This is a genomic window from Amycolatopsis sp. NPDC051045, assembly GCF_040682955.1.
Taxonomy (GTDB): domain Bacteria; phylum Actinomycetota; class Actinomycetes; order Mycobacteriales; family Pseudonocardiaceae; genus Amycolatopsis.
The window spans coordinates 73,681-92,653 of the sequence record NZ_JBFBCC010000024.1 but is presented as its reverse complement, the minus strand read 5'-3'; the positions used below and the strand labels follow the sequence as shown (position 1 = coordinate 92,653).

The following is an 18,973-nucleotide window of genomic DNA, read 5'->3' as shown; positions in this document are numbered from 1 at the left end:
CCCCAAGAGTTGATGTGTCAACTCTAGCCTAGACTGTCCGTCATGGCGAACATGAGCTCCGAGGACTGGGCGTTCTGGGACACCTGGATGCGCGCGCAGCGCCTGCTCGTCCGTGAGCTCGACCGGGGCCTGCAACGCGACTGCGGCATCTCGAAGGCCGAATTCAGCGTGCTGGTGACCTTGCGGCGCCCGATGCGCGTCGGCGAGCTCGCCGACGCCCTCGGCTGGGAGAAGAGCCGCGTCGCGCACCTGCTGACGCGCATGGAGAAGCGCGGGCTCGTGGCGCGGACCGAGGACGGCGCGGGCGGCCGGCGCACGGGGATCGAGCTGACCGGGGAAGGCCGCCGCCTCGCCGGCAGCGCGACCCGCGTGCACGGCGCCAACATCCGGCGGCACGTCCTCGACTCGCTGACGCCCGAGCAGGCCGCGGCCATCCGGTCCTGGAGCGAGGCGCTGATCGCGCGCGTCGAGCCGTCCTAGAAGAGGGCGGCGATCAGCGCGGCCAGCGGCGGGAGCGCCTGGGCGAGCGCCCCGCCGCGGCCGGCACCGCGCGGGCGGCTGAGCGCGAGCAGGTCCGACACGCCCAGGGCGATCCCGGCCAGCAGCATGAACCCGCAGCAGTAGAGCACCAGCGCCCGGCCCGCCTCGACGTGGCCGGTGTGCAGCAGGACCAGCCCGAGCACCGGACCGGCGGCGAGGAACAGGTTGTAGAAGCCGACGTTGAACGACCAGAGCCGGGTGGCGGGCAGATTCGCCGCCGGGATCCGGAAAATGCCCTCGTGCACGCCCGTCCGTTCGAACAGCACCACTTCCCAGGTGAACGCCAGCAGGTGCACCAGCACCGCCAGCCCGGCGCAGCTCTGCGCGACGGCGTTCACGACGTCAGCTCGATGCCGTGGCGCCCGGCGATCTCCGGGATCCGGTCCGCCGGAGCCTGGTCGACGTCGCGGAAGAACCGGCCCATCCCGTCCGTCAGGCACAGCGTGAGGAACTGCGCCGAGGGCGTGTGCACCGTGAAGGTGTTGACCGCGCCCGCCGGGATGCTGATCGACGCGCCGGGCCCGAGGTCGTGGAGTTCGCCGTCGACGTAGACCGTGATACGCCCGTGCAGCACGTAGAAAGTCTTCGCCCAGGGCTCGGTGTGCGGCGGGACGGACGGCCCGCGCGGCGCGTCGACCTCGAACACCTCGTAAGCGCCGCCGGTGTGTTCCGCGCCGACCTTGACGGTGATCCGCGCGTCCTTGGAGTCGAGTTCCGGGCCCTCGCCCGGTGCGCTGAAGTGGGTCATGGCGACCACGCTAGGAACCGGCGGAGCGAGGGACCATCCCGGAAAAGTGGGATACCCCGGCTTGCCGCGGGCGGCGCATACTGCGTCCATGCGGGAAGGGTCCATGTGGGAAGGCCGGGCGCAGGGAGTGCGGCGGGACGTCGCCGCGCTCGCGACGGCGGGCCTCGGCGTCGCCGAGCTGCACGCCGCGGCCATCGAGCTGGTCGGCCGCGTGGTGCCGGCCGAGCTCACGTGCTGGGCTTCGCTGGATCCGGACACCGCGGTGATCAGCTCGATGACCAGCGGCCGGGCCCGCATCCCCGGCGAATACGAGCCGCTGCTCGCGACCTACGAGTACGACGGCGCCCAGCCCCACACCTTCGCCGAGCTGGCCCGGCGCCCGGTGCCGGTGGCCCGCCTGTCCGACCTGCCGCGCCGGGCCGTCGAGCGCAGCGGCCGGTTCGCCGAGGTCTGGCGCCCGCTGGGGCTCGGCCACGAACTGCGCGCCGTGTTCCGGGTCGACGGCACGGCGTGGGGCGCGGCCGGCCTGGTGCGGCGCGGCGAGTTCAGCGACCGCGAGGTGGAGTTCCTGACGGCGGTCGCTCCGGCACTGGCGGCGGCGACGCGGGTGGCCGCACGCATCCGCGGCGCGGGGGAGCGAGCGGAACCGGCGATCGTGGTCCTCGGCCCGGACGGCAGGCAGCGGGCGGCCACCGCGGCGGCCGCGGCGTGGCGGTCCGAACTGGACGAGATCGCCCCGGGCCGGTTCACGGTCCTGCTGCGCGCGGTGGTGACCGGGGCCCGCGCGGCGGCGACGGGGACGTTCCGCGCCCGGGTGCGCGACGCCCGCGGCGGGTGGATCGTCCTGCACGCCAGCAGGTTGGTGGGCGAGGACGGCGACGGCGAGACGGTGGTGACCGTCGACCGCGCCTCGGGCGCCGACCTGCTGGGCGTGCTGCTCGCGGCCTACGGCCTGACCGCCCGCGAGCGCGACGTCTGCCGCGAGGTGCTGGCCGGACGGTCCACAACGGACATGGCGGCCCGGCTGGCCATCTCGGCGCACACGGTGCAGGACCACCTCAAGTCGGTGTTCGGCAAGGTCGGCGTCCGCAGCCGCGGGGAACTGACCGCCAAGCTGTCGTCCTGACGATTCCGGTGCCGGGAAAATGTCGTGTTGCTGCCGGAATTACCGTCACGCTTTCCGTGGCTGCATGCTACCTTCTGCAAATTGCGGGGGAGCGAGCTGTCCGGCGATCGGCGCCCCCGGCCTGACAAGGGGGCGGCATGGCCGACGACACCACGCGCTACCTGTGCGCCGCCTCCTACCTCGACCCCGCCTACGGCAGACGGGCGATCACCGAGTTCCTCGTCGAGCCGACCCGGCCGGTCCCGCCGTCGACGGGGCTCGACGCGGGCCGCGTGCTCACCGAGGCGGTGCGGGCGCGGGCGCGCCGGAAGAACTACGACGGGCTGCTGGTGCTGCTCATGGCCGTCGTCATCGGACTGTTGTGGGACAACCCGCTGCTCTACGGCTGGATCGTGGTGTCGCTGGTGCTCGTCGTCGCGCGGGCGGGGAAGATCGCGTACGCGCCGGGGAAGCCGGTGAACCCGAGGACGATGATCCTGCTCGCCGTCGCGGTCGTCGTCGCCTGGCTGCTGCTGTCCTATTCGGACGAACTCTTCAGCTCCGGGAGCTCGTACTCCTCCCGCTACTACCACGAAGACGTTTACGTCGACGACTCGTCGGGCGGCGACACCGCCCGGACCGTCATCGGCATCGTGCTCGCGGTCGTCGTGCTCGTGGTCGCCACGATCGAGCGGTGGTCCCTGTGGAACCTGCTCACGACGCGCTTCCGGCGGTTCGGCGGGACCGCGGACGGCGGCGGGAGCCTCGCCGGCCTGTTCACCGAAGACTTCCGTGCCCAGCTCGCCCGCTACCGCCAGGAAGACGAGTTCGCCGGTGCGCCCCTGGTGGTGTACCGCGGCTACAACCCGTTCGTGGGCGCCGGTTTCCGGCGTGACGCCTGGTCGATGGCCATCCCGCTGGAGCGGCTCGAAGACAGCGAAGGCCGGCCGAAGCTGACCACCGAGGCGTTGTACGACGGGATCCGCGCGGCGGTCGCGAACCTCCGCCACGCGCACACGTTGTCCCCGGACCACCGGCTCGGCGGGCTGACCGTGACCGAGGCGGTGTTCACCCCGGCCGCCGAGCTCGTCGACCACCTGGGGGAGCCGGAAGCCGCGGCCTACCTGCCGGACGTCGAGCGGCCGCCGCACACCCGGCTCACCGCCGACGATGTCGCCCGGCTCCGCACCGAACCGAAGGAATGGGCGCGCTACTACCTGTGCTTCCAGGTGGAAACCTGGGACCGGGATCTCGTGCTCACGACGTTCCTGCACGTCGCGGTGGACGACACGACGCTGTACGTCGAGTGGACGCCGTTCATGCTGCCGCCGATCCGGGCCGACTACCGCGTGGTCGACAAGATGCGGCCGGACTCGCTGCGCCCGCTCGGCCAGGGATTGCTGGCCTGGCTGGAGATGCCGGCGAGCCTGCCGGGCCGGATCGCGAACCTCGCGTCGTGGATCCGGCAGCCGAAGCGCGAGCTCGGCGTCCTCGACCCGGACCGCTACGGCGCCGGGAGCACCCTGCGGGAGCTCGCGTCGGTGAACCTGTTCACCGACTACTTCCAGCTCGTCGACATCGAACGGTACGAGAAGATCCTCGAAAGCCGGCTCCTGCCGGCGATCGGCAAGCTCCTCGGCGACGCCGGGTTCTCGACGGCGAAGTTCGAAGAGCAGGCGGCGGTCGTGATCAACAACGACATCAGCATCGGCGGCGACAACCGCGCCCCGATCACCCAGGCCGGGCTGCGCGGCCCGCGTCCGCCCGCGGCACCCGGCCGTCCGACCAGAACGGAGACCTGATGGAACACCGGATCACGAACAAGGTGAGCATCGGCCGGGACAACTCCGGCCCGATCACCCAGACCGGCATCGAAGGCGGCGGTGCCGAAACCGCCGTCTCGTCGTTGCTCGAGCTGGTCGAGCGGCTGACCACCGAGGTGCGCGGCCGGGACCTCGCCAAGCAGGAAGTGCTGGAGGACACGCTGACCGACCTGGCGGCCGACCTACGCGCGGGTGACGCCGCAGAGCCGGCGGTGGTCCGCAGCCGCTGGGAGAAGGTCAAGGGCCTGCTGGGCGGGGTGGTGCAGTTCTCCGAACTGGTCGCCAAGATCTCCGACCAGGTGCAGAAGATCTTCAGCTAGAGGAACTTCCGCAGCAGGGCGTTGACCTCCTCCGGCCGTTCCATCGACGGCAGGTGCCCGGTGCCGGCCAGCTCGACGAGTTCGGCCGCGGGCAAGGATTCCGCCAGGTGCGCGGACAGCTCCACCAGCCCCGGCGCGTCGGACGTCCCGATCACCACCAGGGCGGGCGTGGTGATCTCCGCCAGCCGGTGCCGGGTGTCCGGGATCCGTTCCGTCCACTGTGGAGCGGTCCAGCCGTGCCGGTACACCTGCTCGCACATTTCCTTCACCAGCGCGAGCATCTCCACCGGCAGCACCGACACGTCCCGGTCGGGCCCCGCGACCAGGTAACGGATGTTGGCCTCCGCCATGACCCGCACGTCCGCCGGATCGACGTCGCCTTCCCGCGCTTGGTAGCGGGCGAGCCGGTCGGCGGGGACGGCCGCGGCGGCCTTCGCCATGTCCGCCTGCATGTGGTCCGGCCAGGTGTGCCCGGTGAGACCCGAGCCGAGCAGCACGAGCCGGGTGACCCGCTCCGGCGCGGCGAGCGCGGCGTCCAGCGCGCACGCCCCGCCCATCGACGCCCCGACCAGCGCGGCCTGCTCGATCCCCCGGGCATCGAGCAGGGCCAGCAGGTCCTCGTAGTGGGCGTGCTCGCCGGTTTCGCCGCCGGTCTCCCCGAAGCCGCGGCGGTCGTAGCGGATCACCCGGTGGGTGGCGGCGAGCTCGGTGAACTGCGCGTCCCACATCCGGCGGTCGCCGATCGCGGTGTGCAGCAGGACGACCGCGGGCCCCTCGCCCGCCTCGTCGTAGCCGAATGCGGTTCCGTTCACTTCGATCGTCGCCATGGCCCCAAACTAGCCACCCGACCGCGTCACACACCGCACTTTTCGCTGAGGGCGAGCGGTTAAGGTGCGGTTCATGACCGACGGATTCGACCTGACCCGCGACGGCGAGGTGGCGCGCCTGACGCTGACCCGGCCGGAGAAGATGAACGCGATCACCTACGGCATGTGGTCGGCGATCCCGGACGTCGTGGCCGAGGTGGAGGCCGATCCGGCGCTGAAGGTGCTGGTGATCGCGGGTGCCGGCCGGCACTTCTCCGCGGGCGCCGACATCAGCGAGTTCGGGGAGCTGCGCACCACGGCGGAAGGCGCGGCGAGCTACGACAAGGCCGTCGAGGGCGCGGTCGCCGCCCTCACCGCGATGCGGAAGCCGTCGGTCGCGATGATCCAGGGCAACTGCATCGGCGGTGGTTGCCAGGTCTCGGTCGCCTGCGACTTCCGGTTCGCCGCCGAGGACGCGCGGTTCGGCATCACCCCGGCCAAGCTCGGCATCGTCTACCACTTCGATTCGACGCGGCAGCTGGTGTCGCTCGTCGGCCCGGCGCACGCCAAGTACTTCCTCCTGTCCGGCGAGCTGATCAGCGCCGGGCGCGCCCGCGAAATCGGCCTGCTCAACGACGTCTTCCCGGGCGAGGACCTCGAGTCCTCGACGTTGGCGTTCGTCTCGACGTTGTGCTCGCGCTCCCAGGCCTCGATCCGCGGGATGAACCGGATCATCGAGAAGATCGTCGCCGGGCAGGAGACCCCGGACGCCGAGGTCGGGGAGATCCGCTCCGAAGCCCTGCACGGCGAGGACTACGCGGAGGGCGTCGCCGCGTTCCTGGAGCGGCGCCCGCCGCGCTTCACCTTCCGCTGAGCCGCGCTCAGGCGTCCAGGTATTCGCGGAAGTGCTCGGCGACGACGTCGGTGACGCCGGCGGGATCGAGCTTGCCGTCGATCTCGATGACGCGGATACCCAGGTCCCTCGCCGCCCGCACGGCGTGGGCGGCGAGCATCCGGTCGCGCGTCAGCCGGGTGCGCTGCACGGGAATCGCCGGTTCGCCCGGCCGGTGCCGGAGCTGGTGCTGCCGGAACAGCTCGGTGGGCACCAGCACCACCATGCGGCCCGGCGAGTCCACGAGCGGGGCGACGAGCTCCGGCCGCAGCCCCCGGCCTTCGGCGACGATCGGCCGCGGCGAGGTCAGCGCGCGCAAGTCGTCGAGGGCGCAGCGGAAGCGGTGCCCGAACTCGGCCATCATCGCGGTCAGCTGGTCGCCGACCGGGAGGTCGTCCGGCAGCGGTGTGCCGGGCCGGGCCCGGTCGTCGTGGTGGTAGGTCGTCAGGCCGTGCCGCTCGGCCAGCAGCCGCGCGACGGTGGACTTCCCGGTCCACGGTGCGCCGCCGATCCACAGCGCCTTGCCGAGGGTGCCGAACGGATCCCAGGTCATGAGACGACTATCGCGGGCCCGGGCGCCCGCTGGCCAGTGTTCCCGCGCCGGTTGATCCGTTCAGCGCAGAGTGCTCCCGCCCGCACGCCACGCGGTCAGGAGGCGTCTCCCTCGCCGTCGACCACGAGGACGGTGGAGCTGTCCGCGAAGTCCGGTTCCTGGCCGATCCGGAAGTGCAACCGCGAGCCCGGCCGGATCGCGGCGATGACCTGCGTTTCGGCCGTGTCGAGCACGATGATCGCGTGCTCGGCGGTGATCGGCTCCGGGTGGGACACGACGTCCGCACGCGGCTCGGGCACCACGATCGGGAGCGGCAGGGTCCCGCTGACCGAGCCGGAGCCGTCGTCGTCCTCCTCGCGCGCGGGCGGCGGTCCGAACGGCGGCGGCGGGAGCAGCTGCGGACGGCGGCGCCACCAGAGCCCGGCGAGCAGGCCGGTCAGCAAGCCACCGGAGCCGCTGACGATCGAAGCCGGCCCGGCGCCGAGACCGGACGGTTCTTCGGCGGGCGCCGGGTTCGCCGCGGGGGCGGCCGGCGGTGGCGCGGGCAGCGGGCCGAACCGCACCGCGGGATCCCGGGCGTCCTCGGGCAGCTGGAGCACCTGGCCGGGCTCGATCTGCGTGGGATCGGTGAACGGCGTGCCGTCGGGCCGCGGGCGGCCCTGGTTGAGCCGGAAGATCTCCGGGAAGCGCTGCCCGTCGCCGAGTGCGCGTTCGGCGATCTTGAACAGCGTGATGTCCGCCGGGTTGTCCGCGTGCGGCACGACGAAGTACTTGACCGACGGCGGAGGTGGCGGAGCGGTTTGCGCGAGCGCCGGGCCGCCGGCGAGCACGGCGAACAGAACCCCGGCGCAGCCGGCCTGGCCGGCCCGCCCGAGGACGCGGCGCACCGCCCGGATCCCGTTTTCGGCCATCGTCGGCACCTCTCCCCGGCGACCCCGGCGGGTCGGACGGTGTTGCCCTGGTACACGGGGCCGGCGCGGACGTGGTTCAGATCTTGTCCGGGCGGTGTACCGACACGAATGGCTCGTTCCCGTCGCGCGCGACGGGAACGAGCCATTCGAGACGTTCTCGGCGGCGCCGCTACTGGACGGTGACGCCGGTGAACTTGACCTGCTTGGTCGGCGCCCCGGTGCCGTCCTGCGGGTTCGGGTTCGCGATGCCCGCCTTCGCCACCGCGTCGAGCACCTTCAGGCCCTCGTCGCTGATGCTGCCGAACACCGAGTAGTCCGCGGGCAGGCCGTCGGCGCTGCCGTAGACCATGAAGAACTGGCTGCCGCCGGAGTTCGGGGCCTGCGTCTTCGCCATGGCGAGGATGCCGCGGCCGTACTTGATCTCCGGGAACGCCTCGTCCGGCATCGTGTAGCCGGGGCCGCCCTGGCCGTCGGCCGACGGGTCGCCGGTGGCCGCCGGGTCACCGCACTGCAGCATCTGCAGGCCCTCGGTGCCGAGCCGGTGGCACATGGTGTCGTTGTAGAAGTTCTGCTTCGCGAGGCTGATGAAGCTCTGCACCGCGCAGGGGGCGAGCGCGCGGTCGAGCGTCAGCGGGATGTCGCCCGCGGTGCTCTTCAGCGTCACGTTCACCGTGCCGGTCGACGGGACGTTCTTGCCGTCGGGCACGTTCACCTTCTTCGGCGCCTTGCCCGTCGCGTCGGCCTTGAAGTCGCACGTCGTCGGGTTCGGCAACGGCGTCGCCCGCTTCGGCAGCGCGGTGCGCTGCGTGGGGATCTGGAGGTCGGTCGGCGGCGGGGCGGCCGAGGACGACGACGCTGCGGCGGTGGTGCTGTCGCCGCTGTTCGCGCTCACAATCCACACCACGACACCGGCGACGACGAGGACGGCCACCCCGACCACACCAGCCCCGATCATCCGGCGTCGCTTCTGCTGCTCCAATCGGCGCTCGAGTTGCCGCTCGAGCTTGCGCTTCGCAGCTTCACGGCGCTGCTGGTTGGTCGCCACCCCGTACCCTCCCAGGTTTCCGCTCGTGTCACACGTCTGAGGTAGCGGCAGTGTATGGGCACAGCCTGTGAGGACCATGTACAGGGCCCGCTAGTCTCAACCCGATCGTGATCGGCGCCATCCGGCGCGGAGGTCCTGGAGGCGTTCGGTGCTCGTCGTCGGGTTCGGCAGCGGCCCGCTGCAGGCCAACTGCTACCTGCTGGCGAAGGCGGCCGGCGGGCCGTGCGTGGTCGTGGATCCGGGGGAGGAGGCGGCCGCGCCGCTGGCCACCCACGGGCACCCGGACCACGTCGCTTCGGCCGCGGAGCTGTCCGAGGCCCACGGCGTCCCGCTGCACCTGCACCCGGCCGACGCCCCGCTCTACGGCGGCGACAGCGTGCCGCTCGAGCCGGGGTCCTTCGCGGGGCTGGACGTCGACGTCCGGCACGTGCCGGGCCACACCCCGGGATCGGTGGTCCTCGCGGTGGAGACGGCCGAGGGCGGCCGGCTCGCGCTGACCGGCGACACGTTGTTCGCCGGGTCGATCGGCCGCGGGGACGTGGCGGAGGCGGTGCGGGACCTGCTGGCGGTGTTCCCGGACGACACGGTGGTGCTGCCGGGCCACGGCCCGGCGACGACGATCGGCCGGGAACGCGTGGGCAACCCGTTCCTCGCCGGGACGGGGGCGTGAGCATGGCGCAGGAGCCGACCGAGCGGCTGGCGCTGTTCGAGGAGGACCCGCGCGGACGCCGTCGCCGCGGGATTTCGGGCCTGATCGGCGTGGTGATCGTCGCCGCGGCGTTCGGCGGGATCGCCGGCCTGATCGGCGGCACGGTGGCCGGCCTGGTCGTCGCGCTGGTGATCGCCCTGCCGCTGCTGTACGTGATGGCGGTCAGCATCCGGCGCCGCGTCTGGCTGGAGGGCTCGACGCTGCTCGTGCGGACGTGGGGGCTGCGCCGGGTCGACCTGGTCACCGCGACCCGCCTCGACCTCGTCGTCGGCGACGTCCGGGGCAACCGCACGGTGAGCCTGCTGGTCAACGCCGGACAGCGGGGGAAGGTGGCCAAGGTGGACCTGGCCGTGTTCTCCGGGACCGGCGGGCGCGAGCTGGGCATCCTGCAGCTGCGCAAGGTCGGGAACGCGCTGATGAACAACACCGAGGCGAACGGCCTGGTGTTCGGCGAGCTGCTGGTCGCCGAGCTGAAGGCGGAGGCGCGTGGTTCCGGCCTGGCGGAACGGCCGCTCTACCGGCTGGCGTCGGTGGCGCCGTCGGGCAAGTACGTGCAGCGCTTCACGATGGAGGCCGTCAGCCGGTTCGTGGCGACGCTGGATTGAGTCACGACGGGGCCGTCACGGCCTTCGTGGTGCCGGCGAGGTGCCCGGCCGGCTCGCGTGCGGCGATCAGCGCGGCCAGCACGGTGGTGACCGGGACGGCCGCGACGATGCCGACGCTGCCGGCGAGCGTGCGGACGATCTCCTGCGCGATGTCCTCGCTGCCGAGCAGGGCGCCGAGCCCGACCCCCGAGATCGACGAGTACAGCAGCACGGGAAGCGCGGCTCCGGCGTAGGCCATCACGAGGGTGTTGACCGCCGAACCGACGTGGTCCCGGCCGATCCGCAGGCCCGCGCTGTACAGCTCGCGCCACGTCAGGTCGGGGTTGGCGCGGCGGAGCTCCCACACCGCGCTGGTCTGGGTGACGGTGACGTCGTCGAGCACGCCGAGAGCGCCGATCACGACGCCGGCGAGCAGCAGCCCGCGCGCGTCGATGCCGTGGCCGAGCGAGCCGATCAGCGTCGACGTGGAGTCGTCGAGCCCGGTCAGCGAGGCCGCGGCGGAGAAGATCGCCGACAGGACACCGATGAGGGCGAGGCTGACGAGCGTGCCGAGCACGGCCGCGGACGTCCGGGCGGACAGCCCGTGGGTCAGGTACAGCGCGATGAACATGATCGCGCCCGCGCCGGCGATGGCCACCACCAGCGGGTTTTCCCCGGCGAGGATGGCCGGGAGGATGAACAGCGCGATGACGACGAAGGACAGGCCGAGCGCGACGAGCGCGGCGATGCCCTGCCAGCGGCCGAGCACCAGCACGGCGACGGCGAAGAGCGCGGCCAGCACCAGCAGCGGGGTACCGCGCTGGAAGTCGACCAGCTGGAAGCTCGCCGGATCGGCGGCGTTCCCGCCGTTGTAGGCGAGCACGACGGCGTCACCGGCGGCGAAGCGCGGGGTACTGGGCTCGATCGGCACGGTCAGCCGCAACGGCTTCCCGACCGCCGGCCCGTCGGTCATGGTGAGCTCGACGGTCAGGCACGGTTTCGCGTTCGGGTCCGTCTGATCGCCGACCTGCACCTGGCCCTGGGCGAGGCACGGGCCGGTGTTGGTGGCGCTGACGGCGGCGTGCACGGGAGCGCCCTGGGGAACGACGCTCGTCGGCGACGGCTTCCCCCAGGGGTACAGCACGATCATCCCGACGACGGTGGCCAGGGCGAGCGGGGCGAGCAGCCAGATCAGCAGCAGCCGCACGCGCCGCGACGCCGGGGCGGCGGGTCCGTGGCCGTGCCCGTGTCCGTGTCCGTGTCCGGTGTGCGCGGGTTCCGGGGTTCCGGTCTCTGCCGCGGCTTTGCGCCGGGGCCGGGCGCCGGGTTCGGGGACCTGGTGCGGCCCGGTGTCGGCGGGGCGCGCAGCGCGCTGAGGTCCGGAATCGGCTCGCTTGGCCGCGGGGGGAATTCGCCGGGCGCCGGTGGAACCGGCCGGAACCCGCTGGGGCCCGGTGTCGGTCCGGCGGCGGGCGGGATCGGCCGCGCGACGGGTGCCCTCGGGCGGCGTCCGACGGACCGGTTTCCGGGGTGTACCCGGCGTTCCGGACGTCCCGTGGCCCGGCGAAGGGGACACCTCGTCCGTGATCCGGCGAATCGGGCCGGTTTCGTCGTCGTCGAGGTCAGGGCGGTCCACCCGCACATCCTGACAGCGGGATTCCGCACCCCACGCGAGGGGCCGCCGACGGCCCGGTTCGTCCCGGTGCGCCGTGTCGTCCAGCCAAGTACGCGTGTCGTCCATCCAGGCACGCGTGTCGTCCCGCGCGGTCCGGTACCGCAACGGACGACACGCGTACTCGGGTGGACGACACGCGTACGCCGATGGACGACACGGGGCTTAGCCGTAGGCCTGGCGGACGTGGACGCGGCGGTAGGCCGACGGCGGGGTGTCGAAGTGGTCGAGGAAGGCTTGGCGCAGCGTTTCCGTCGAGCCGAAGCCGCAGCGGCGGGCGATCGTGGCCAGCGGGAGGTCGGTGCCCGACAGCAGGCGTGCCGCGTGCTCGGTGCGGATCGTGCGGACGTACCGGCCGGGTGTGGTGCCGAGGTGGGCGTCGAACAGCCGGGTCAGCTGGCGGGTGCTGAGGCCCGCGCGGACGGCGAGCGCCGGGGTGCCGAGGTCGTCGTCGAGGTGCTCGGCGATGTACGCGGTCAGGTCGCGGACCTCGCGGTGCTCCGGCGGCGGCCCGGCCAGGAAGAGGCTGACCTGGGCCTGGTTCCCCGGCCGCTGCAGGTAGGTGACCAGCGCGCGGGCGGCCTCGCGCGCCAGCGACGGGCCGTGGTCGGCCTCCACCAGCGACAGCGTCAGGTCGAGCCCGCTCGTCACGCCGGCCGCCGTGTACACGTTGCCGTGCCGGACGAACAGCGGCACCGGGTCCACCGTCACCGACGGGTAGTCCCTGGCCAGCCGCGCGGCGTACCGCCAGTGCGTCGTCGCCCGGCGGCCGTTGAGCAGCCCCGCCGCCGCGAGCACCTCCGCGCCCGTGCACACCGACGCGACCCGGCGGCTGGTCCGCGCGAGCCGCCGGACGTGGGCCAGGACGCGCTCGTCGGCCGCCGCGGCCGTGCTGCCCCAGCCACCGGCGACGACCAGCGTGTCCAGATCGCCGGCGACCTGGTCGAGCCGCAGGTGCGGCTGCAGCGTCAGCCCGGAGCCGGTGCGGATGCTGTGCCCGTCGACCGAAGCCAGCTGAAGGTCGTACGGCGGCCGTGCGCCGAGCCGGTTGGCGGCGTCGAACACATCGGCGGGGCAGGCGATGTCCAGCAGCTCCGCGTCGGCGTAACCGACGATCGTGACCCGTCTGGGTGAGCCTGGCATGATCGAACGCTAGCAGCCGGACCGGCGCTCGGACGTGGTTCGCAGGAATTCGGACATCCGCGCCACGCGGGGCCCGCGGTCCCGCCACGGTGACGGCATGACCGCTGAGCAGAAAACCATCGCCTTCGTCGTGTACCCGGGGCTGACGCCCCTCGACCTCGTCGGCCCGCTGCAGGTGCTGAGCGTGCTGGCCCAGATGAACCCCGATTTCCGGACCGTCGTGGTCGGTGCCACGAAGGACACCACCGGCACGGACACGCCGCTGCGGATCGCCCCGAGCCACACGTTCGACGAAGTGCCGTCCCCCTTCGCGGTCCTGGTGCCCGGCGGCACGGTGCCGACGTTGCACGCGATGTCGGACGAAAACCTCCTCGCCTGGCTGCGCACCGCGGCCGAGAGCGCCGAGCTGGTGACGTCGGTCTGCACCGGCTCGCTCATCCTCGGCGCGGCCGGGCTGCTCGAGGGCCGGCAGGCCACGACGCACTGGATGTTCCGCGACCTGCTCGCCGGCCTCGGGGCGACCCCGGTCGCGCGGCGGTGGGTCGAGGACGGCCCGGTGATCACCGCGGCGGGCGTCTCGGCGGGCATCGACCTGGCGCTGCACCTGGCGGAACGGCTGGCCGGACGGCAGGTCGCGACGAACATCCAGTTCGCCATCGAGTACGACCCCGAACCGCCGCAGGGCGGCCTGGACTGGGCGAACCCACCGTACGGCGACCTGAAGCCATTGCGTGAGCACACGCTGCGCGAAGGGCTGGCGGGGAACCCGGTGCTGCTGGCGAAGCTGCTCGCGCACGCCTGAGGCGAACGTCGTCGGCCATCCGGGTGATCGGGGTTCCCCGGACGCCTCGGACGGTTAGATTCAGCTCGCTCGATCAGGTGATCTCGCGGGTGGGGTGTTGTAGCCGTGCGGTTCCAGGTCCTCGGCCCGTTGACGGCCACCGTCCCGCTGCCGTCGGCGGCCCAGCCGCGGCGGCTGCTCGCCGTCCTCCTCACCCGGGCCGGCCAGTTCGTCGGCCGCGACACCCTGGTCGACGAGCTGTGGCCGGACGGCGCGCCGTCGAGCGCCGCGGCGATCGTGCAGGTCACCGTGTCGAAGCTGCGCAAGACGCTCTCGCCCGGTCTCGGCGCCGCCGAGGCCGGGCAGCGCCTGCGGTCCGGGTCGCGGGGCTACGCGCTGGCCGTCGAACCGGGGGAGCTGGATGCGGACGAGTTCCTGACGCTGCTGTCCTCGGGCGCCGACGACCGGGCGCAGCGGCGCCGCGCGCTCGAACGGGCCTTGGCGTGCTGGCGGGGCGACGCGTTCGCCGACGTCGCGGGCGGGCCGCTGCTGGAGGCGCACAAGCTGTGGCTGGAGGACCGGCGGTCGGCGGCACTGCTGCAGCTGGTCGAGCTGGAGCTCGCCGACGGCGACGGCCGGTCGGTGGTCGAGCGGCTCGACCCGGTGGTCGCGGCGCGGCCCGCCGACGAGCGGTTCGCCGCCCGCCTGGCCGCCGCGCTCGGCGCCGTCGGCCGCCGGGAATCGGCCCTGGAGGTGCTCCGCCGGACCCGGCGGGCGCTGTGGGACGAGGCGGGCGTGTGGCCGGGCGCCGACCTCGTCGCGGTGTACCGGCGGATCGCCGGCACGGAGTGGACGACGCCGGGCCCGCCCGCCCAGCTCCCGCCCGCGGTGCCCGACTTCACCGGGCGCGCGGCCGAGCTCGCCGACGTCGCCCGCGCGCTGCGGGGCCCGGCTCCGGTGGTGCTGCACGGGGCCGCCGGGGCCGGCAAGTCCGCGCTGGCGGTCCAGGCCGCCTGGCGGGCCCGCCGCCGGTTCCCCGACGGCCAGCTGACCGCCTCGCTGCGCGCACCGGACGGGACACCCGCCGAGCCGGCGGCCGTGCTGACCGGGTTCCTGCGCCGGCTCGGCGCGACACCCGCGGAACTGGCCGACCGCGCGGGACTGGCCGGGCTGTGGCGCGGTTACACCGCCGACCGGCGGCTGCTGGTGCTGCTCGAAGACGCCGCATCGGAAGCCCAGGTGCGCGCCCTGCTGCCGAGCGGGCCGGGCTGCGCCACGCTGGTCACCGCGCGCCGGGAGCTGCCGGGACTGTGCGGGGCACGGGCGATCCCGGTGCCGCAACTGTCCACAGAGGATTCTTGGGCCCTGCTGGCGGCGATCGCGGGGGAGGCGCGGCTGCGGGAAGAACCCGAAGCGGTGCAACGGCTTCTCGGCCACTGCGCCGGGCTCGCGCTCGCCGTCCGGATCGCCGGGGTGAAGCTCGCGACGCGGCCGAACCAGCGCGTCGCCGACCTCGCCGCGCGGCTGGCCGACGACCGCCGCCGGCTCGACGAGCTGACCGCCGGCGACCTCGGCGTCCGCACCGTGGTGACCTCGGCGCTGCGGGAGCGGTCCGCCGCCGAGGTCTCGCTGCTGCGGCTGCTCGCCGCCTTCGGTGGCCCGGTCCCGGACTGGTGCGCCGCGGCGCTGCTCGACCGGCCACCGGCCGAGGCCCGCGACCGGCTCGACGCGCTGGCCGCCGCCCACCTGCTGGACCCCGCCGGAACGCGGTGGGCGGTGTCCCCGTTCGTGCGGCTGGTGCTGGCCGAAGGCCCGGCGGACACCGGCCAGGCCGCGCTGCGCCGTGCGTGCGAGGCCGCGCTGGCGCTCGCCGAGCACGCCCGGGGCCGCCCGGCACCCGGCTTGCCGAAGCCGGATCCGGCGCTCGCCCGGCGGATCGCGGCCGACCCGGCGGGCTGGGCGGCCGAGGAGACCGGCCACCTCGCCGCCGCCGTCCGCCTGGCGGGCGCGCACGGCTGGCACGAGCTGACCGGACGGCTCGCGGAAGCCTGCACGGCGCTGGCGGGCACCCCCTGGCTCGGCCACGCCGCCCGCGCCGTCTCGGTGCTCGGGCTGGTCGCGGCCCGCCGCCGCCGTGACCCGCGCGCGGAGGCCGAGCAGCTCTACAACCTCGGGACGGTGTACTGCCAGCACGGCCACTGGCGCCGGGCGCAGAACTACTTCGTCATGGCCGAGCACCGCTTCCGCGCCCTCGACGACCCGCAGGGCACCGGCGCGGTGCTGGCCGCGCTCGCCGACATCCACCTCGACGGCGGTGATCCGCGGGCCGCCGAAGCCGAATTGCGGGAAGCCCTCGGCCTGCTGCGCGACTGCGGGGACCGCCGCGGGCAAGCGGCCGCCGCGGCGCAGCTGGGTTCGTTGACCGAGGACATCGGTGACGTGCGGCGCGCGGTCGAGAGCTTCGAAGTGAGCATGCTGCTCGCCCGGGAATGCGACGACGGCCGCCGGCACGACCAGGCCGCGAAGCGCTACGCCGACGTCCTGCGCCGGCACGGGGGCCTCGACCAGGCGGCCGACCTGCTCACCGGTGCGCTCGGTGGCGCTGTCCGCACCCGCGAGCGGCACTGGGAGGCGCACGTCCTGCGCAGCCTCGGCGACCTGCACACCGACGCCGGGGAACTCGCCGACGGGCAGCGCTGCCTGACGCGGTCGCTGGCGCTGTTCGAGCAGATCGGGCACCGGCACGCCGCCGCCTACACCCACCGCAGCCTCGCCGAGGCCCGTCGCCGCGCCGGCGACCCGGCGGGCGCACGGCAGCACCTGCTGGCGGCGATGGGGGTGTTCCGGGAGCTGCGCGACCGCCGCGGCGCCGGGTACGCCCTGCTCAGCCTCGGGCGGACGCAGGCCGAGGACGGCGACGGCGGCGAGGCGGCCCGGCTGCTGCGCACCTCGGCCGGCTTGTTCCGCGAGCTCGGGTTCCCGCTGTGGGAGCTGCGGGCCCTGCGGGAGCTCAACGCCGTCACCAGTGCCTCTCCGGACCGGGACCGGACCCGTGAAGTCTTGACGAAGATCAGGACCTGAGCCCGGCCACGCCCGGCGCGCACCCGCGGCGTTTGGCGAAGTTATGGCCGTCCCGTTTTGGCTCACCGGCGTTCGGATCATCGCAGGGCGAGGAGGCAAGTCATGCCGGGACAACGGATGCTGGCGCGGGTGGCACTGGGGCTGGCCGCTTCGGCCGCGACGGCGGTGTTCGCCACCATCGGCACCGCGTCGGCGAGCGTCGAGGTCACCAAGCTCACCCAGGCGCAGGCCGCGTCGCAGCTGTCGGCGGCCGGGGTGACGCACTCGTCGAGCGGCGGTTGCACCAACCGGAACGTCTCGACCTGCACGTCCTACGAGCAGATCAACCAGAGCACGGTCAGCGGGGTCATCACGCTGAAGCGGGCCAGCGGCTGCGCCGTCAACATCACCGGCGGCACCGAGACCGGGCACGCGTCCGGCACCTACAGCCACTGGAACGGCTACAAGGTGGACATCGCGCACAACAGCTGCATCGACGCCTACATCAAGAACAGCTTCGGCTACATCGGCCTGCGCGGCGACGGCTACCCGCAGTGGAAGGCGGGCTCCGGCAACCTCTACTGCGACGAGGGCAACCACTGGGACATCACGTACTACACCTGCGGCTGCTGAGCCGGCACCGGGGCCTGCCGGCATCGAGGGCTGCGGGCAGGCCCCGGTTACCCACGGCGACGACGGGGTACCTCTCCGGGTGGAGGTGAGGAGATGACATCCCCCAGTACCCCGGCACCGCGGCACCGCACGGCGGTGATCGGCGTGGCGGCCGGACTCGTCCTGCTGGCCGGGCTCTACCTCGTGCTCGCCCCCTGGATCGCCGGCTTCGGCGGCGCGGGCGTGCTGGCCCTCAGCGACACCATCGTCGGCCTGGTGCTGATCGCGCTGGCGATCGCCCGCGCGGCCACGCGGCGGGTTCGCCTGCTGGGCTGGGTGGTTCCGGTCCTCGGTGCCTGGGTGGCGCTTTCGCCGTGGCTGCTGCGCCACGCGGGAGAGACACCGCCGTCGACGGCCGCGCTCATCGGCAACGTGGTGGCGGGTGTGGTGGTCGTGGTGGCCGGGGTGGCTGCGCTGGTCCGGCGCGACTGAGCGGGCGTTCGCGCGGCAGAGGCCGCCGGCGCCGGTGATGGCGCGTGCCGGCCGCGCTGAGCAGCGGGCTCAGTTTTCGATGAGCAGCCAGTCGCCCGCGCCGCCGCCCGGCCGGTACGGGCTGTCGGCCCGCTTCGCGACGACGCCGGGGAGGCCGTGCTGACGGCTGGCCCCGGTGACGGCCTCGCCGCCGCCCAGGTAGTACCGCGGAACCTGCCAGTGCCGATCCTCGACCGCCAAGCCGTCCAGCAGTTCCCGGCGTTTCGTGTAGGGCAGCTCGAGCGTCGCCCGGCCGTCGAGGTGCAGGACGTCGGCGGCGAAGTAGAAGACCGGGCAGCTGGTTTTGAGCCGTTTGGCGGCCGCGCCGTCGGCCCGGCGGCGTTCGTCGAGGCCCGCCGGGTAGGGCTTGCCGTCCTTCACCACGACGACTTCGCCGTCCAGCAGCACTTCCGTGGACCCGAGCTGCTCGCCCAGCTTGTGCAGCTCGGGGTAGCGGCCGGTGACGTCGGCGCCGGTGTCGTCGTGCGCGGTGACGCGGCCGCCGCAGACCAGCAGCATCGTGCGCAGGCCGCCCCAGGCGAATTCGTAGGCCCACTCGTCGTCGTCCGCGGGCAGCGCGCCGGGGACCGCCGTCATCGGCTCCAGGAATTCGGGTGCGTCTTCGTGGCCGGGTTCGGCGGGGTCGAGGCGCCGCAGGGTCCAGTCGCGGCCGTCCTCGTCGTGCCGGTTGAGGAACAGGTACTTGCCGCGCGCGCGTTCGCCGTGGAAGACGACCTCGACCTTGTGGTCGTTCCAGTGCAGGGTTTCGTACTTCCCGGTGTCCCACACGGTCATCCGGCCACCGCCGTACTCGCCCGCGGGGATCTCGCCGGAAAAGGTGAGGTATTCCATGGGGTGGTCTTCGGTGTGCACGGCGAGCCGGGGCACGCCGGGGGAGAGCGGCAGCCCCTTCGGCACCGCCCACGACACGAGCACGCCGTCGCGTTCGAGCCGGAAGTCCCAGTGCAGCCGGGTGGCGTGGTGTTCCTGGATGACGAAGAGGTCGTTGTCCCCGGGGGCCGGCGGGCCGTCCGGCCAGGGCTCGGAGGTACGGTCACGGGCCCGCTTGCCGCGGTATTCCTCGAGTTTGTCCGCCATCGCCGCCCCGGTCCCCCTTCCGCTCGCGAGCGTCCAGGGT

The 18,973-nt window shown here is 73.4% G+C and carries 20 protein-coding genes; 11 read left to right on the top strand and 9 right to left on the bottom strand.

The features are described from left to right. Positions 1 to 42 precede the first annotated feature (42 nt). Complete coding sequence (locus AB0M80_RS37120; RefSeq protein WP_364574296.1) at positions 43 to 480, top strand: MarR family transcriptional regulator; 438 nt, start codon at positions 43 to 45, stop codon at positions 478 to 480. Here AB0M80_RS37120 and AB0M80_RS37115 read toward each other — a convergent pair. Together AB0M80_RS37115 and AB0M80_RS37110 are read right to left on the bottom strand one after the other, a co-directional pair. After that, a complete protein-coding gene (locus tag AB0M80_RS37115; protein ID WP_364574295.1) occupies positions 477 to 878 on the bottom strand; it encodes a DUF1304 domain-containing protein in 402 nt (133 codons plus the stop codon). The two genes, AB0M80_RS37120 and AB0M80_RS37115, sit on opposite strands and share 4 nt — an antisense overlap. Then, positions 875 to 1,288 carry a cupin domain-containing protein gene (locus tag AB0M80_RS37110; protein ID WP_364574293.1) on the bottom strand — a complete coding sequence of 138 codons (414 nt, stop codon included), beginning with the start codon at positions 1,286 to 1,288 and terminating at the stop codon, positions 875 to 877. Before AB0M80_RS37110 ends, AB0M80_RS37115 begins: the two co-directional genes overlap by 4 nt. Before the next feature lie 88 nt (positions 1,289 to 1,376). On the opposite strand from AB0M80_RS37110, the gene AB0M80_RS37105 reads away from it, so the two are divergent. From AB0M80_RS37105 to AB0M80_RS37095, 3 genes are all read left to right on the top strand, one after another. Beyond that, complete coding sequence (locus tag AB0M80_RS37105; protein WP_364574291.1) at positions 1,377 to 2,414, top strand: helix-turn-helix transcriptional regulator; 1,038 nt, start codon at positions 1,377 to 1,379, stop codon at positions 2,412 to 2,414. A gap of 137 nt (positions 2,415 to 2,551) precedes the next feature. After that, positions 2,552 to 4,195, top strand: coding sequence for a hypothetical protein (locus AB0M80_RS37100; RefSeq protein ID WP_364574289.1), 1,644 nt, complete (start codon positions 2,552 to 2,554; stop codon positions 4,193 to 4,195). Further along, on the top strand, positions 4,195 to 4,536 hold the full coding sequence (locus AB0M80_RS37095; protein WP_364574287.1) for a hypothetical protein: 342 nt from the start codon (positions 4,195 to 4,197) through the stop codon (positions 4,534 to 4,536). Before AB0M80_RS37100 ends, AB0M80_RS37095 begins: the two co-directional genes overlap by 1 nt. Here the strand turns inward: AB0M80_RS37095 and AB0M80_RS37090 are convergent. Next, on the bottom strand, positions 4,533 to 5,363 hold the full coding sequence (locus AB0M80_RS37090; RefSeq protein ID WP_364574285.1) for an alpha/beta hydrolase: 831 nt from the start codon (positions 5,361 to 5,363) through the stop codon (positions 4,533 to 4,535). The two genes, AB0M80_RS37095 and AB0M80_RS37090, sit on opposite strands and share 4 nt — an antisense overlap. Before the next feature lie 73 nt (positions 5,364 to 5,436). On the opposite strand from AB0M80_RS37090, the gene AB0M80_RS37085 reads away from it, so the two are divergent. Then, positions 5,437 to 6,216, top strand: coding sequence for an enoyl-CoA hydratase-related protein (locus tag AB0M80_RS37085; protein WP_364574283.1), 780 nt, complete (start codon positions 5,437 to 5,439; stop codon positions 6,214 to 6,216). Positions 6,217 to 6,223: 7 nt separating this feature from the next. Here the strand turns inward: AB0M80_RS37085 and AB0M80_RS37080 are convergent, their stop codons facing one another. From AB0M80_RS37080 to AB0M80_RS37070, 3 genes are all read right to left on the bottom strand, one after another. After that, a complete protein-coding gene (locus AB0M80_RS37080) occupies positions 6,224 to 6,787 on the bottom strand; it encodes a hypothetical protein (protein WP_364574281.1) in 564 nt (187 codons plus the stop codon). A gap of 95 nt (positions 6,788 to 6,882) precedes the next feature. After that, positions 6,883 to 7,698, bottom strand: coding sequence for a hypothetical protein (locus tag AB0M80_RS37075; protein WP_364574279.1), 816 nt, complete (start codon positions 7,696 to 7,698; stop codon positions 6,883 to 6,885). 169 nt (positions 7,699 to 7,867) lie between these two features. Beyond that, positions 7,868 to 8,743, bottom strand: a complete 876-nt coding sequence (locus AB0M80_RS37070) for a peptidylprolyl isomerase (RefSeq protein ID WP_364574277.1) — start codon at positions 8,741 to 8,743, stop codon at positions 7,868 to 7,870. 148 nt (positions 8,744 to 8,891) lie between these two features. On the opposite strand from AB0M80_RS37070, the gene AB0M80_RS37065 reads away from it, so the two are divergent. Both AB0M80_RS37065 and AB0M80_RS37060 read left to right on the top strand, forming a co-directional pair. Next, positions 8,892 to 9,413: an MBL fold metallo-hydrolase gene (locus tag AB0M80_RS37065; RefSeq protein ID WP_364574275.1), complete on the top strand. Its 522-nt coding sequence runs from the start codon at positions 8,892 to 8,894 to the stop codon at positions 9,411 to 9,413. Positions 9,414 to 9,415: 2 nt separating this feature from the next. After that, complete coding sequence (locus tag AB0M80_RS37060; protein WP_364574347.1) at positions 9,416 to 10,057, top strand: hypothetical protein; 642 nt, start codon at positions 9,416 to 9,418, stop codon at positions 10,055 to 10,057. Between the two features lies 1 nt (position 10,058). On the opposite strand, the gene AB0M80_RS37055 is transcribed toward AB0M80_RS37060, so the two are convergent. Continuing rightward, the gene (locus AB0M80_RS37055) at positions 10,059 to 11,672 is read right to left on the bottom strand and encodes a YibE/F family protein (protein WP_364574273.1); all 1,614 of its coding nucleotides are present in this window, start codon (positions 11,670 to 11,672) and stop codon (positions 10,059 to 10,061) included. Positions 11,673 to 11,873: 201 nt separating this feature from the next. Then, positions 11,874 to 12,851 (bottom strand): GlxA family transcriptional regulator, encoded by a 978-nt coding sequence (locus tag AB0M80_RS37050; RefSeq protein WP_364574271.1) that lies wholly within the window; start codon positions 12,849 to 12,851, stop codon positions 11,874 to 11,876. A gap of 97 nt (positions 12,852 to 12,948) precedes the next feature. Between AB0M80_RS37050 and AB0M80_RS37045 the strand changes: the two genes are divergently transcribed. The 4 genes from AB0M80_RS37045 to AB0M80_RS37030 all read left to right on the top strand — a co-directional run bounded on the left by AB0M80_RS37045 (position 12,949) and on the right by AB0M80_RS37030 (position 17,796). Continuing rightward, positions 12,949 to 13,653 carry a DJ-1/PfpI family protein gene (locus AB0M80_RS37045; RefSeq protein WP_364574270.1) on the top strand — a complete coding sequence of 235 codons (705 nt, stop codon included), beginning with the start codon at positions 12,949 to 12,951 and terminating at the stop codon, positions 13,651 to 13,653. A 105-nt stretch (positions 13,654 to 13,758) separates the two neighbouring features. Then, entirely contained in the window at positions 13,759 to 16,713 is a 2,955-nt protein-coding gene (locus AB0M80_RS37040) for a BTAD domain-containing putative transcriptional regulator (RefSeq protein ID WP_364574268.1), read from the top strand. Between the two features lie 102 nt (positions 16,714 to 16,815). Then, the gene (locus tag AB0M80_RS37035; RefSeq protein ID WP_364574266.1) at positions 16,816 to 17,325 is read left to right on the top strand and encodes a hypothetical protein; all 510 of its coding nucleotides are present in this window, start codon (positions 16,816 to 16,818) and stop codon (positions 17,323 to 17,325) included. A 93-nt stretch (positions 17,326 to 17,418) separates the two neighbouring features. Next, a complete protein-coding gene (locus AB0M80_RS37030) occupies positions 17,419 to 17,796 on the top strand; it encodes an SPW repeat protein (protein WP_364574264.1) in 378 nt (125 codons plus the stop codon). A gap of 69 nt (positions 17,797 to 17,865) precedes the next feature. On the opposite strand, the gene AB0M80_RS37025 is transcribed toward AB0M80_RS37030, so the two are convergent. Further along, positions 17,866 to 18,933 carry a DNA polymerase ligase N-terminal domain-containing protein gene (locus AB0M80_RS37025; RefSeq protein ID WP_364574262.1) on the bottom strand — a complete coding sequence of 356 codons (1,068 nt, stop codon included), beginning with the start codon at positions 18,931 to 18,933 and terminating at the stop codon, positions 17,866 to 17,868. Between the last annotated feature and the right edge of the window lie 40 nt (positions 18,934 to 18,973).